The following is a 15,469-nucleotide window of genomic DNA, read 5'->3' as shown; positions in this document are numbered from 1 at the left end:
CTCATGAAAATTGGCATTGAGTATATAAGCCTCTTCTTAAATAAATGCATCAAAATAACCAAACCACGACGAGAACCGGTAAACCACCAAGTGAAATTTTATGGTTGACGGCGAATTTTCTCCATCCACCACAGAACCTAAGATATATCATTGATCTTTTTGGTGTGGGAACGATGTATTGTTTTTTTGTGCCGTTTAGATTTCCACTTTGAATCCTATCCTGCTTTTGTTTTTATCTGGATCTTATTATGAAAAATTGCTTCGTTATATCTAGTTAAATTTTTTATTGTCCTTTACTTGTCCCTTCGTAGTCTTTAAAAATTACGATGGTTGATTTTGATCATCCTGTCATTTTTCCAATCGATATTGGATATTCAGTTTGATTCGTTTATCGGATATCGGATTTTTTTAAATCGCTTTCAATCTTTTGCCTTTTTTCTTGGATCGTTGGTCAGTCGTGTTTCTTCTATTTTATTTATTCCCCTAATAACAGTGAGGTGAGAGGCTAGCTGTGATAAAATTAGAGGGTATATTAAAAGGGGAATTGATATGAAAAATATAAAATATAACCTTCGATATTTCCTCTCTCGAGTTGATCATTCGACTCAATTAACAGGTGCTTCGTTAGTTGTTATGTTGATTTCGATTTTTATTGTAGGAATCATTCACGGCAATGTGAGTGGTTATATACAAGCTATTCTAGTAGTGATCTCTTTGATCCTATTTGTTTACTTGTTCCTGCTTTTGGGAGAGAAAGCCGGAAAATATACTACTGATTTGCAATACCGGATCGATCGGGGTACTGATAATAGTTTTGTTGAGTATCCGTTGGGTATTTTGCTGTATGATAAGGACCGTCAGGTTCAGTGGGTCAATCCTTACTTTGTTGAGAAAACTGGGTTGGAACCTATCTATAGTATGAATATTGCGGATATTTCTCCGGATCTGCTAGCTTTTGTTACTTCTGATGAGGAAGAGGATTCTGAGCATGGTAGTAGCAAAACTATCAAGATTGGTCATAAGTATTACTTAGTCCAAGTTCAACGTGAGTTGCGGGTCATTTATTTATTTGAGATCACCCAATATGCAGAAATGGAAAATCGTTACGAGAATAACCGTTCTGTTATTGGTCAAGTTTACTTAGATAATTATGCTGAAATTACTCAGTCGATGAGTGATCGTGATATTTCAAATTTGGACAATTATGTTACTAATGAATTAACTAATTGGGCAACACGTGGAAAGATGTTTTTGAAACGGATCGATGATGACCACTTTTTCATCCTGGCTTATTCAGGAAAACTTTTTGCCTCAGAGGAAAAAGGTTTTAAAGTGCTTGATACGATCCGAGAATATACTTCCCAGCAAAATGTTCCTTTGACATTGAGTATGGGATTTTCATACGGTGTCGATGACTTGTCCGTTCTTAGTGAGGAAGCTCAGAAGAATCTGAACTTAGCTCTAGGACGTGGTGGTGATCAAGTTGTTGTTCGTGGTATTGGTGAGAAAGCGCGTTTCTATGGTGGAAATACTGACCCTATGGAGAAGAGAACGCGTGTCCGTGCACGGATGATCAGTGAAGCTCTCCAAGAGTTGTTGAAAGATAGCGACCAAGTTATCGTCATGGGTCACAATCATCCTGATATGGATGTTATTGGTTCTTCACTAGGTATTCGTCGGATCGCAGCGATGAACAACACGCCATGTAAGATCGTAGTTGATCGAAAGTCCTTGCATACTGATGTTGCTCGCTTGCTCAATCTAATTGAAAAAGAGGATCCAGAAGCTAATAAGGATATTATTTCTTCTGAAGAATCAAATAACATCGTTACTCCAAATACCTTGATCGTGATGGTCGATCTTTCTAAGCAAAGTATTTCGATCAATCCAAAATTGTTCGATCAAGGATCGGATAAGGTTGTTGTCATCGATCACCATAGACGTGGGGAAGAATTCCCAGAAAATCCTATGTTGATCTATATCGAACCATATGCATCGTCAACTAGTGAATTGATCACTGAGATGCTCGAGTATCAACCTAAGAATAAGAAGTCGATCGATAAGTTTGAAGCTACAGCAATGCTAGCTGGTATCACGGTCGATACTAAATCATTCTCACTTAGAACCGGTACGAGAACATTTGATGCGGCTAGTTACTTGAGATCAGTTGGTGCTGATGAGACCTTGATCCAAGAACTTCTAAAAGAAAACATCAATTCATTCATTGAACGAAACCATTTGATTGAATCTATCTTAATGGTACGAGATAATATGGCTGTTTGTTCTGGTGAGGATGATAAGTCGTATGACCCAGTCATCGTTGCTCAAGCAGCAGATACATTATTGTCGCTTAATGGGGTAGAAGCTTCATTTGTTATTAGTAAACGTCCTGATGGTCGAGTAGGTATTTCTGCTCGTAGTTTAGGAAAAGTCAACGTCCAAGTCATTATGGAAAAAATGGGTGGTGGTGGTCACTTGTCTGATGCCGCTACTCAAATTGCGGACGTGACTGTTGAAGAAGCACGTGACCAGTTGGTCGAAGTGCTAACCGATAATGCGGAAAACAAAAAGTAAACGGAGGTTTGTACTGTGAAAGTTATCTTTATCGAGGACGTAAGAGGAAAGGGTAAACGTGGTGAAGTCAAAGACGTTGCTGCAGGATATGCCCAAAACTTTTTAATTAAAAATCACAAGGCTATCGAAGCCACAAAATCAAATATGGCTCAACTAAGGGCAGAACAAAATCGTGAAGAAAAAGATTATGAAGCTGACTTAGCTGCTGCTAAAGTTACAAAGAGTAAAATCGAGGATGACAAAACTGTTGTTGAAATTCCAGCTAAGGCCGGAACAGATGGTCGACTTTTTGGATCAGTCACAACTAAGAAAATCTCTGAGGAATTGAACAAGCAATTCGGTATCAAAGTTGATAAGCATAAGATGAGTCTTGGCGAGGGAGCTAAAGCACTCGGATACGTCAACGTACCCGCAAAGATTTTTGATACAGTTGAAGCAGTTATTCGAGTACATATCGTTGAAAAGAAGTAGGTAATAAATGAATAATGATATAACTAGGATCCCACCTAATGATCGTGAGGCTGAACAAGCTGTCTTAGGTGCGGTCTTTCTTAGTAAAGATGCGTTGACGGAAGCAATGGAGTACTTGGAACCGGAAGACTTTTATCAACATGCTAATCAATTAGTTTTTCAAGCTATGGTCACTATTAATGAAGTTGACGATGGTCCAGTTGATGCAGTTACGATCCAAGATGAATTGAATCGGACGAATCATTTGGAAGATGTTGGGGGATTACCTTACATCGCCAATTTAGCAAACGCTGTACCTACAGCTGCTAATACTGAGTACTACGCTAAGATCGTTAAACAAAAGTCGGTCTTACGTAGCTTGATCAATGCAGCTACAAATATCGTTAATCGAAGTTTCGATGAAAACGAAGATCTTGATTCGATCATCGATGCTTCAGAACGTGAGATCATGGATGTTTCTGAAAATAGATCTCACCAAGGATTCAGAAAGATCAGTGATGTTGTTAAATCATCATTCGCTGAGATCCAAAAACTTTATGATCAGGATACAGACGTAACTGGTCTGTCGACTGGCTATAAAGATCTTGATGCAATGACAACTGGTTTGCATCCGGATGAGCTAGTCATCTTGGCCGCTCGTCCTGGTGTAGGTAAGACAGCTTTTGCATTGAACTTAGTTGAGAATGCGGCAATGAAGAGCAACGCTACGGTCGCTATGTTCTCACTAGAAATGAGTGCGGAATCATTGATCAACCGGATGCTTTGTTCAACTGGTTCGATCGATGCTAACGCATTGAGAACTGGTCAATTGGATGAGAACCAATGGGGCAGTTTAGTCGTAGCAATGGGTAATTTAGCTGATTCAGATGTGTATATTGATGACACTCCAGGAGTTAAGATGGCTGAGATCCGTTCAAAATGTCGTCGCCTCGAGAAGGAGCAAGGAAAAGTCGACCTAGTAGTCGTCGATTACTTGCAGCTGATCGAAGGTACTGGACAAGAGAACCGTCAACAAGAAGTCTCAGTTATCTCTCGTAATATGAAGAAATTAGCTAAAGAATTACATTGTCCGATCATCGCATTATCACAGTTATCTCGTGGGGTGGAAGCTCGACAAGATAAACGACCAATGCTTTCCGACTTGCGTGAATCCGGTTCGATCGAGCAAGATGCCGATATCGTTTCCTTCCTTTATCGTGATGATTATTATCGTGATGAAGACGAAGATGGAAACAGTGAGCCAGAGGATCAAGAAGACCAAGACGTTGGTGAAGTAGAAGTAATTATTGCAAAAAACCGTTCAGGTCCGCGTGGTACGGCTAAACTATTGTTTGTTAAGTCGTATAATAAGTTTTCTTCAATCGCGAATATTCCAGAAAATTAATAGTATAGGTGGATAAGAAATGACAACTGTTGTAGTAGTAGGTACCCAATGGGGCGACGAAGGTAAAGGTAAAATCACTGATTATTTTAGTGGCGAGGCAAACATCATTGGTCGTTACCAAGGTGGAGACAATGCTGGTCATACATTAAATATTGATGGCCAAGTCTACAAATTGAGATCAGTACCTTCAGGTATTTTGTACTCTGATAAAACAAGTATTATTGGTAATGGTGTAGTTTTAAATCTTGAATCTTTATTGGAAGAGTTGAAGCGCTTACATGACCAAGGCGTAGATACTTCAAATTTGAAGATCTCAAATCGGGCTCACTTGATCATGCCTTACCATATTAAGTTAGACAAATTACAAGAAGCTTCTAAGGGAGATTCTAAGGTCGGTACAACTAATCGAGGCATAGGACCGACCTATATGGACAAATCAGCGCGCGTAGGGATCAGAATGACTGATATCCTTGATAAAGAGCTGTTTAGAGACCTTCTAAAAGACGCACTAGATCAAAAGAACGAATTATTTACAAAGATCTATGATTCTGAACCTATGAACTTTGATGACATTTTTGAAAAATATTATGACTTTGGACAACAAGTTAAAGATCGTGTGATCGATACTTCAGCATATTTGAACAAGGAATTAAAGAACGGCCAAAATGTATTGTTCGAAGGTGCCCAAGGAATCATGCTTGATATCGACCATGGTACTTATCCATTCGTAACTTCATCAAACCCAGCAGGTGGTGTAACAACAGGTGCTGGTGTTGGTGCTCCGTTGATCGATAAAGTTATCGGTGTAGTTAAAGCCTATACATCTAGAGTTGGTGCTGGTCCATTTCCAACTGAACAAAATAATGAAACTGGCGACTTTCTTCGTGACGCAGGACATGAATACGGAACAGTAACACATCGTCCACGTCGTGTTGGTTGGCTAGATACAGTCGTCCTCAAACATTCATGCAATGTCTCTGGTGTAACTCACTTGTCATTGAACTGTCTAGATGTTTTGACAGGATTAGATGAAATCAAAGTTTGTGTAGGATACGACTACAATGGTAAACTAATTGATGAATATCCAGCAAACTTAAATCTACTTGCAAAATGTAAACCAGTCTATAAGACATTCAATGGTTGGAGTGAAGATATCACTCAAGTTAAGAGCGTTGATGAATTACCTGACGCTGCTAAAGCATACTTGGAATTCTTAAAAGAGGAACTTGATGTGGAATATGCAACTATTTCAGTCGGACCAGATCGTGATCAAACAATCATCGTAAACGATGTGTGGAAATAATAGAAATATTTCCCGGGAAATATAAAAGAGACATCTTCGTTATTTTGAAGATGTCTCTTTTATTTTGCTAATCTATTGGAATGAATCCCAGCTTGCAATGACATGTATTTTTTGGAATTCCGATTGTAAGTTAACGTATAATAGTAGTTATTATCGTTGTTGATTTGTTTAATGAATATTCGTGAGTAACGAGGCACATCTGAAATTTCATAGCCCGTGATGGCAAAATTGGTCAAACGTGAATTTGCGTGTTTAGCTAATTGATATAAGCCTTTGTTAGAATCATCTCCGTCCAATCCAATGTTAATGGCAATTTGATTGAAATCACCAGGAATGGCATTTTGATTGGAAATTAATCCAGAGTTAATAATAGCTGTACGCAATTGTTGAGTGAAAGATTTGGAATCCTTGATGCCATCTTTACCAACCTCAATGTCTTTGATTAAAAAATCTGGCGGATATTTATTTGATTTTTTGCCAACGTATCTTGAAGTGGTGATTTGTTCTTTTTGATAGTGGAGAATATATCTGTAACTGACAATGGTTTTTGTATCATTGTATTGATTACAGCTGATCGTAAAATATTTTCCGGAATGGTCTTTTCCAAAATTAAGTAGGGTGATAGAAAAAATGTATTGATGAGGTTGCTTTTTTACTTTATCGTTCAATTCTTTTTGTTGTTGCTTAGAAAGAAAATATAATTTGTGATTATCTTTATAATTCTGATTGATCCCTTCTACCATAGAAATGACATTCTTTTTCTCAGATTCAATATTTTTGACATTAGTATTGATTCCGTCAGGAGTTACACCACGATCCACATTGTTGGGATTTACGATCAAAGAAAAGGGAATAGTTATTTGCGAAATGGCATTAACAGTCTTAGTTCGAGAGTTAAATATGTTGAATGAATAAACAATTGCTAAGATAACTAGGATGATTAAAGCTATGATCCAGCTAATTTGTTTTTTAGTTAAATTTTTCAAGATATTCCACCTTTAACGAAAAGATATTCTAATATATATAGTATACGAAAGAAATAACATATACGGGGAAAACAATGAAAGATAAGAAAGTTTTACGAAACGACAGTAAAATAACTTCACGTTTTTTGATTGCTGCAAAAGTAGTTGCTATTATTACTGCAGTTGTGTTCTTTATTAGCTTCTCATTAGGGACCGTAAATGCAACTATTTCTAAACAAATCTCAAACCAATATCAGGATCAACAACTAGGAGTCATTAAAAAGAACGTTAATGAAGGTCAAATACATTTTATTGGCAAGGTGATCCATGTTAGTAATGGACATGTCATCTCACAAAAAGTCGTGGATCAATATCGATCGTTAGCAAATCAACTCGAGCAACGTGATCAGAGAAATCAGGACGTTGCTGCTTTATACAATGGAAAAACGATGTATAAAAATGATGTTACAGAAGATCGATTGGACTCTCTGGATAAAACTTTATTGAAGGAAAAGAATCAGGATGTTTACCAGACACAAAAGAATAAATTAGATACGATTAAGATATGGTTTGAACAAACTAAAGATGTTAGTAAATATATCAATGATCTGTGGGATAAATTTAACAATAATAAAGCTAGTTTGACGATCAAGAATATTTCGATGGTCAATACTTATGATAAATTAATCAAAAACAGACAAGTGAAAAACGATCTATCACATAAAGTTTCGACTATGAATGATTACTATAATAGTCACTCAAATGAAGATAGCAAATTAGCTAATGCTAAAGCTGAACTAGCTGCGCTTCAGAATTCGCCTTTGACTATGAAGTATAAACCAGCTAATGTCGATATCATTTCAAGCTTGGAAAACTCATCAAAAGCAACTGATTCATTGCAACAAGCAGGAATCACTGATAAACATGTTTTGTATTATGATAAATCAAAGAGTGAAATAACATTCATGACGTTAACAGGAGATAATTACGTTGCCGATGGTAGTGCAATTAATGTCTCAAATGGAAATGTGACATCTGGATCATACACGATTAAGAACATCATTAATTCTGCATCAGACAGTGCAGCCATTATTACTGATCAGTCTTCAAGTAGTTTTGGTAAATATTTGAATGATGCGAACGAGTCATCATTAGCTCAGCTAGGAATCAGCGATGCAGATAACAGCACAGCAGATTATAATGCAGCACGCCCAGTATTCTGGTTCAAAAACAATTCAAGTTTAAGCACTTCGATATATTTTGGTAACTCTTCGACAATTGGATTCATCCATTCTGGAGGAAATAATTACAGCAATGGAGTCAGCGTCTCAAATTCAGGCTTGAGTACAATTCAAGCAAAGGCAACAAATGGTCTATTATTCTACGTTAAATAGGGGACAACATGCGCAGGCAAAGAGAACAAATAAAGAAAGTCAAAAAGAGGAAATGGCCTAAGATATTACTGGCCATTGTCATATTATTCTTCGTTGTAGTGGGTGCAGTCTGGTTGAAATATGGATCCTTAGTCAAAACTGCAATTGCGGACGGATACTCGTATAGTAAACGATTAGATGCTAAAGACTTTTATCCGAAAAACTCTACTATTGTATATGATAAAAATGGTAAAGAACTGACTAAATTTTTAAGGTCAGATTCTGACTATACAAAATCATCGAAAATCAATCCACTCATTAAAAAGGGGCTGGTCGATGTCGAAGATAGTCGATTCTATATTCATCATGGAGTCGATACTTATGCAATTATGCGCTCGATTGTATCGAGGATCTTTGAACATCGAATTCAAGGTGGATCGACTTTAACACAACAACTAGTAAAAAATGTTGTTTTAAAAGATCAATCTCAGACGGTGTCTCGTAAAATTAAAGAGATGGTTATTTCCCAGGAAATAGAAAAGAAATTCAGCAAGAGACAGATCTTAGAATTTTATATTAACGATGTGTATATGGGTCATTCTAATTATGGGTTCAGCAGTGCAGCTAATTATTATTTCTCAAAGGATCAAAAAGATCTTAGTCTAGATCAGGTCGCCATGTTGATCGGAATTCCCAACAATCCGATTTATTATGATCCAGTTACCTATCCTGAACGTTCGATCAAACGACGTAATATGGTATTGAGTATTATGGATCGTGAAGGATTAATAACTGACAAGCAATATTCAACAGCTCGCCAAAGACCTCTAGGGTTAAAAGTCAACCAGCATACTTTTGATAACGACATCTCCAAAAATTATGCAATCAATTACGCGATGAATAATGCTACTGAAGAATTGATGAAGTCGTCTGGCTTTTCAATGCAGTATAGTTTTACTTCTAATACTGAGAGAACTAAATACGATCAAAAATATCAGCAAGCTTATCAACGTGCTTTGGGTCAATTGATGAGTGGCGGCTTTAACATCCACACTACTATCGATCCCAAACTCCAAGCTAAGATTGAATCTATTGTCAACGAGACGTATGCTGGGAATTCTAGTCATGACTCAGATGGCAAGTTACAACCACAAGTTTCTAGCACCGTCATAGACAATCAATCTGGAGACGTGTTAGCCATCGTTGGTGGTCGAGGCACTAAACACGATCAATTAAACCGTGCTGTTAACGGCTATCGTCAACCTGGATCAACTGCAAAACCATTAGTTGCCTACGCACCTGCTTTTGAACGTGGCTATTTACCACAAAGTACGATCACTGATTCAGCCGTGGCTGGAGTCAAGAATTGGTACTCTGGTTATCGTGGTTCGATGACACTACGTTCTGCTTTGGAGAACTCAGTGAACACCGTGGCGATGAAATTAGCGATGCAAGACAAAGATAAATCTTATTACAATGATCTCGCTAAAATGGAATTTGCACGACTGACTCCACACGACAAAAATCCGATTATTGCTATTGGTGGTTTTGAATACGGAACCACTACCACCGAAATGGCGTCAGCTTATAGTAGCTTTTCTCGTCAAGGTAACTTCATTCATCCTAGCAATTTAACTAGTGTATATGATGATTCCAATGAACGCATGATTTATCAAAATCGTCATCTGGAAAAGAAAATATATACTTCAGATGCTAGCTATATGACCTTGAATATTATGCAGTCTGTAATCACCGATGGATTAGGAAAGGCTGCTGCACTAGACAACTATCAATATACTGCTGGAAAGACAGGTTCAACCGACAATAATAAGGATTCTTACTTTGTGGGAATGACGCCGAGTTTTACCATTGCTACGTGGACTGGTAACGACCACAACACGGTGTTAAATTCGAGTCAGCAACAATTGCCAATGAAAGTTTTTAAGGCTGAAGGTGAATACTTGGTCGATCAACTTGGCCAAAAAGAAACTGATTTTAAAAAGCCAAATAGTGTTAACGTATCTGGTGATCGTTTAACCATTGATGAATCGAAAAAGACGCAGTCGATCCAAGATGTCATCGATACTAATTTTAGCCAATTCAATTTTGCTCAAGAAAAGAAAAATAGCGAACGACTTTTTAACATGGATTACCGGATCATTTACCACCTTTCCAAAAAGGAAGAATTCAAGCGTGAAGCTAAAGTTAAGAAAGCATTGCAAAAATATCAAAGTTCTCCGATAAAGAAAGAATCTCAATACGAATCTAAATTAAATCAATTGCAAAAAATCAGGTATTTGAATATCAATGTTAAACGGCAAAAGGCCAAGAAACAGTTCTCTGCTCAAATCCTGGATCTGCAAAAACAATTAAATTTAGATCAAGCTGCATTTGAAGCGGAGAAAGAAAATAGTCGACTCTCGAAGTACAATACCGAGAAGCGCAAGATCCAATCTCAGCGTAACCGGCAACGTAAGAAGATGGTCGATAAATTAATGCCTCAATACAATCAACAAGTCGAGAAAGTCAAACAAGCTTACAAGAATAACGATGACGACAAAGAAGATCAAAAACAAGAATTGATCAACTTGATGAATGAAATCAGAAGTTACGGTGGGACTGTTCCTGACTTAAAACTTTATATCGACAATTAAAAACTGCTAACTAGTTTTCTAATCAGAACTAGTTAGCAGTTTTTTAGTTTGTGCGATTACGTTTTTCCCGGATCATTTTGATACGATTGATCGAAGCTGCAAAGTATGGTGTTGTAAACAAACCAATGGCGATGAAAGAAGCAATCAAGAAAGTTTGTAGTCCTTGATTTATCGAACCATTGTAGTTACTTTGGACCATGTAGAGGATAGTCCGATAAGCATTCCCTCCGGGCACTAGATTGACCAAACATGGGATCACGATGATATTTTCCGGTAAGTGATACATCCTAGCGAAGTAATAGGCAAGTATCCCGATGATGAAGGCCCCAACGTAGTTAGCAATCAAGATATTCATATGTGAGTAATTTTTTAAAATATAAAAAACAGTCCAGCTGAGTGCGCCTGTTATCCCGATGATACCTGCAGCTCTTCTAGGAGCATTAGTGATCAGCGAGAAACCAACGGCTGATAGTCCACCCAGTAGTACATTCAAGAAGATGTCCATGATAGCCTCCTAAAAGATGATCAAGGCACTAGCAATGCCAAAACCGATACTGCTAGCGACTAGTAGTGAGTCTAAGAATTTAACCATGCTACTCAATGCGTGACGCATGACTAGTTCTCGAATTGCATTAGTGATCGCCACTCCTGGAACTAGTGGCATTATCGCTCCAATGATGATCGTGTGATATTGGGTGATCAATCCGACTCGTTTTAAAAGGATACCTAATAGAGCAATAATAAAGCCCGCGATGAAGAGATCGGCATAAGGAAGCATTGACAACTTTGATAATGTGTAAGATATCGTGTATCCAATGATGCCGACGAAAAAGCAATAGATGAAATAGTACAAAGGCATTTCAAACAATAACATTGGCGCCATGGAAACGAAGCCCGCTCCGATCGCTTTGATCGTAAATGGAAAATCAGACGTTCGTTTGTACTTATAAAGATGATCGATGTGACGCTTAAATCCATCGGCAGTCATAGTTTTAACGGCTAATTGACGAGACATAGTATTGATCTCATCGATCATTTGTAAGTTGGTGCCACCAAGCCTAGCTTTGATAAATTTATAGCTTTTATGGTTGATTTCAATAAAAATGGCTGTTACAGTAACGTAGCATTTAACGTCACTGCCTAGTGAGGCACCGATCCGTTCGACCGTGTCCTCAACACGGTACGTTTCAGCTCCACCATTTACTAAGAGGTAGGCTGTCTTTAGACAAAGATCAGATAGTTCATGTTCGGATAGCTTATTTTCAGGTAACTTATTTGTTGTTATTTCTTTCAAGGGATCACCTACTTTGTATAGTCATAATTGCTCAGTTTGACAGAATGGATGAATCTTTTATAATTATTTGAGGTGTTTAAATACATAATTTTTAATGAAGTCACATATGATTGCTATTTTAATATAACAAACTCAAATAATTGTGGTTACGTTTAATATATAACAAAATTACTGACTGGAACTATACTTAAGCTGTATAATATTATTTTATTGTCGATGCAATTTTAAAATCGTACATTAAACTTAATGGAGTTTATCTATGAATAATAACAATAACATGTCGCGCCAGCGTCGCAAGTTAACACACAATAATGCCTTAGCCTTTAATAACGTAGGAAAGGTCAATAAAGCTTTTTTGAAGCTACTAGGTCTAACACTATTGATTGCTTTTTTTGTGGTCGGTGCGTATGGATTTAGGCTATATGCTCAAGCTCAAGGTTCACTTGATAAGACATTTCAGCCCTTAGCAGGAAAACAAGCTTCAACCAAGATTTCTGATAGCAAGCCTATTTCGATCTTACTACTAGGTGTTGATACGACTGATAATGGTGTTCGTGATACTGAGACTAACTATAAGGGTAATTCCGATACGATGATCGTCGTAACCGTCAATCCAAAGACTAAGAAGACGACGATGGTCTCGATCCCTCGGGACACGTTAACTCAGATCTGGAAGAGCCAATACAATAATACGAAGAAGATTCAAAAAATCAACTCCGCCTATAACATTGGCGATGCGGGTAGCGCGGTCACAACGACGGAAAAATTGATCAACGTGCCAATTGACTACTATATTAAGGTCGATTTTAACTCCTTGAAGAAAATCGTTAATAGTGTCGGCGGAGTTGACACTGATGTACCGTTTAGTTTTTCATATGGTGATTCAGGTGAGACTCCATCTAATTTCACCAAAGGTAAAATGCATCTTAATGGAAAACAAGCACTTGATTATGCGAGAATGAGACACGATGATCCAAATGGTGACTATGGTCGTCAACAAAGACAACGTCAAATCATCTCTGCTATTATTAAGAGTGCTGCCAGTGCTAAGACCTTTACTCATTTTAAGGACGTACTGGATAGTATTTCTGATTCAATGACTACCAATTTAAGTTTCAATGATATGCAGACGATGTTCTTCAACTATCGAGACGCTGCAGATGACATCAAATCTGATCATTTGCAAGGATATGGTCAAATGGTCGATGGCGTATCTTATGAGCTAGCTTCAACTAAGGAGATCCAACGAGTTTCTGATAAACTTAGAAAGCAACTCGATCTATCAGAAGAAACCGTCAATAATGAGGAAACGCGCCTCAATCGATTGAATCAAAGAAGGGGATTCTCATTCAATTATGAAGGGGATATCCCACAAACATACAAAATATATAAGAGTAATCAAACATCTGAATAATTATGTTTGAGGCTGAGGCGAAAACACCGTCTCAGCCTCTTATCATGTAGAAGGAAGTAAATTATGAGCGTTTTAGAAGTACAGCACCTAACACAACAATTTTTGGACAAAAGATTGTATGATGATGCTAATTTACAAGTTAATAAAGAAGACCATTTAGGGATCACGGGTCAAAACGGGGTCGGTAAGAGTACCTTTATCAAGATCTTAACGGGACAACTGGAACCAGATTAAGGCAAGATCACCTGGCAAAAGCACTTGACAGTAGGATACTTGGATCAACAGGCTAAACTGGAAGCAGGGATGACGATCAAAGAGTATCTTCAGACAGCTTTTTCAGACTTATATAAGGCTAACGACCAATTGACTGAGATCTATATGAACGACCCAAGTGATGAAGACTTGGAAAAAGCCGGTAAGCTCCAAGAAAAATTAGACGCCAACGACTTTTACGAGATCGACACTAAGATCGAACAAGTAGCGACTGGTCTAGGATTAGACGCCATTGGTTACGATCATGACGTCTCTAAATTATCTGGTGGACAACGTTCGAAGATCATCTTGGCCAAGATCCTTTTGGAAAATCCCGATATGATCTTATTGGATGAGCCAACTAACTACTTGGATACTAATCACATCGAATGGCTATCAGATTATTTAAATAACTTTAGCGGCGCTTTTATCGTAATTTCCCATGATTACGGCTTTTTGGATAAGATTGTTAACTGTATTGCTGACATCGAATTCGGTAAGATCACCAAATATACTGGAAGTCTTAAACAAGTTACTAAGCAAAAAGCAGCTAATAAAGAAACATATATGAAGGCCTATACTAAGCAACAAGAAAAAATCGCTAAGACTAAAGCCTACATTCGTAAGTTTAAAGCAGGGTCTCGGTCTAATAGTGCTAAGAGTAGAGAAAAACAACTCTCGCATATGGATGTTTTAACACCACCAGGAAACAAGACTATCGCTAGCTTCAGTTTCCCATATAAAGAAATCCCTAGTTCAAGAATGGTACTCGAAGTCAATGACTTGAAGATCGGTTACGACAAGCCTTTGTTTGAGCAAGAACTCAATTTCTCTCTTATTAGTGGTGAAAAGATGGTCATCAAAGGATTCAATGGTATCGGTAAAACAACTTTGATCAAAACTCTTTTAGGGATGCTCAAGCCACAAGCAGGTAACTTTGACTTTTCTGAGGTAGTGAAAGTTAGGATACTTTAAGCAGGATCTTATTTGGAAGAGTAACTTAGAGACGCCATTCAAAGTAGTGAGTGAAGATCATCCAGAGTCCGACAATAAAGAAGTGCGTCAAATCTTGGCACGGACTGGACTAACTAGTCAACAAACGATGTCACCACTACGCTCACTTTCAGGTGGGGAGCAGACTAAGGTCAAACTAGCTGACTTGATGTTTGAGCCAACCAACTTCTTATTCATGGATGAACCAACGAACCATTTGGATGATGAGAGTAAAGCATCGCTTAGAAAGGGACTGAGAAACTACCCAGGTTCCGTTATTTTAGTAACTCACGAAGAGGACTTTTACAGTAGTGATTGGATAGATAAAGTTCTCGATATTGAACAAATTAAAAAGAATTGATTTTTTTAAAAAAATAGCTTGCATGTGACTATTCGAATTGGTAAGATATTATTTGTTGTCACGAAGGACAGCAACAACGGCAAGGGATGCAAGCGCAAGCGAACATCGCAAGTCAAAATTATTTTAAAAAAGTTATTGACATGATGTTGACGCTTTGATAAAGTAATAAAGTTGCTTCCGAGGCGATGATGAGTAATGAGATGAACACATCAAATTGCTTTGAAAATTATCAAAAAAAGTTGTTGACATGAGGTTGATGATTCGATATGATAATTAAGTTGCTCCGGTAAGGAACGACAAGCAATGAGATGAACTTGTTCATCAAGTTGCTAAGAAAATTATTTTAAAAAGTTATTGACAGATAGTTGATAGCATGTTAAAATAATTAAGTCGCTTGTTGAGAGCTTCGGCGACCAACAAGAAGTAGACCT

The 15,469-nt window shown here is 37.6% G+C and carries 10 protein-coding genes and 1 pseudogene; 8 read left to right on the top strand and 3 right to left on the bottom strand.

Features of this window, described 5'->3' with window-relative positions:
* Window positions 1–549 precede the first annotated feature (549 nt).
* The 4 genes from EKM78_RS10740 to EKM78_RS10725 are packed head-to-tail and all read left to right on the top strand — an operon-like array spanning window position 550 to window position 5,732.
* Entirely contained in the window at window positions 550–2,574 is a 2,025-nt protein-coding gene (locus EKM78_RS10740; RefSeq protein ID WP_125772126.1) for a DHH family phosphoesterase, read from the top strand.
* Between the two features lie 15 nt (window positions 2,575–2,589).
* Window positions 2,590–3,045 (top strand): 50S ribosomal protein L9, encoded by a 456-nt coding sequence (gene rplI, locus EKM78_RS10735; protein ID WP_125772124.1) that lies wholly within the window; start codon window positions 2,590–2,592, stop codon window positions 3,043–3,045.
* A gap of 7 nt (window positions 3,046–3,052) precedes the next feature.
* Window positions 3,053–4,429, top strand: coding sequence for a replicative DNA helicase (gene dnaB / locus EKM78_RS10730; protein WP_125772122.1), 1,377 nt, complete (start codon window positions 3,053–3,055; stop codon window positions 4,427–4,429).
* Between the two features lie 19 nt (window positions 4,430–4,448).
* A complete protein-coding gene (locus EKM78_RS10725; RefSeq protein WP_125772120.1) occupies window positions 4,449–5,732 on the top strand; it encodes an adenylosuccinate synthase in 1,284 nt (427 codons plus the stop codon).
* Between the two features lie 59 nt (window positions 5,733–5,791).
* Here EKM78_RS10725 and EKM78_RS10720 read toward each other — a convergent pair whose 3' ends face one another.
* Entirely contained in the window at window positions 5,792–6,718 is a 927-nt protein-coding gene (locus EKM78_RS10720; protein ID WP_125772118.1) for a hypothetical protein, read from the bottom strand.
* 74 nt (window positions 6,719–6,792) lie between these two features.
* Between EKM78_RS10720 and EKM78_RS10715 the strand changes: the two genes are divergently transcribed.
* Together EKM78_RS10715 and EKM78_RS10710 are read left to right on the top strand one after the other, a co-directional pair.
* Window positions 6,793–8,091, top strand: coding sequence for a hypothetical protein (locus EKM78_RS10715; protein ID WP_125772116.1), 1,299 nt, complete (start codon window positions 6,793–6,795; stop codon window positions 8,089–8,091).
* An 8-nt stretch (window positions 8,092–8,099) separates the two neighbouring features.
* Window positions 8,100–10,724 carry a transglycosylase domain-containing protein gene (locus tag EKM78_RS10710; protein ID WP_125772114.1) on the top strand — a complete coding sequence of 875 codons (2,625 nt, stop codon included), beginning with the start codon at window positions 8,100–8,102 and terminating at the stop codon, window positions 10,722–10,724.
* Window positions 10,725–10,767: 43 nt separating this feature from the next.
* Here EKM78_RS10710 and EKM78_RS10705 read toward each other — a convergent pair whose 3' ends face one another.
* Both EKM78_RS10705 and EKM78_RS10700 read right to left on the bottom strand, forming a co-directional pair.
* On the bottom strand, window positions 10,768–11,229 hold the full coding sequence (locus tag EKM78_RS10705; protein ID WP_125772112.1) for a threonine/serine exporter family protein: 462 nt from the start codon (window positions 11,227–11,229) through the stop codon (window positions 10,768–10,770).
* 9 nt (window positions 11,230–11,238) lie between these two features.
* A complete protein-coding gene (locus EKM78_RS10700; protein WP_125772110.1) occupies window positions 11,239–12,018 on the bottom strand; it encodes a threonine/serine exporter family protein in 780 nt (259 codons plus the stop codon).
* Between the two features lie 259 nt (window positions 12,019–12,277).
* On the opposite strand from EKM78_RS10700, the gene EKM78_RS10695 reads away from it, so the two are divergent.
* Window positions 12,278–13,432, top strand: coding sequence for an LCP family protein (locus EKM78_RS10695; protein WP_125772108.1), 1,155 nt, complete (start codon window positions 12,278–12,280; stop codon window positions 13,430–13,432).
* A 63-nt stretch (window positions 13,433–13,495) separates the two neighbouring features.
* A pseudogene (locus tag EKM78_RS10690) lies at window positions 13,496–15,038 on the top strand (ABC-F family ATP-binding cassette domain-containing protein).
* The last annotated feature ends 431 nt before the right edge of the window (window positions 15,039–15,469 follow it).

It is taken from the genome of Companilactobacillus furfuricola (assembly GCF_003946325.1).
Taxonomy (GTDB): Bacteria; Bacillota; Bacilli; order Lactobacillales; family Lactobacillaceae; genus Companilactobacillus; species Companilactobacillus furfuricola.
Note: the sequence above shows the minus strand (reverse complement) of the source record. Positions and strands in the feature narration are given on the sequence as shown.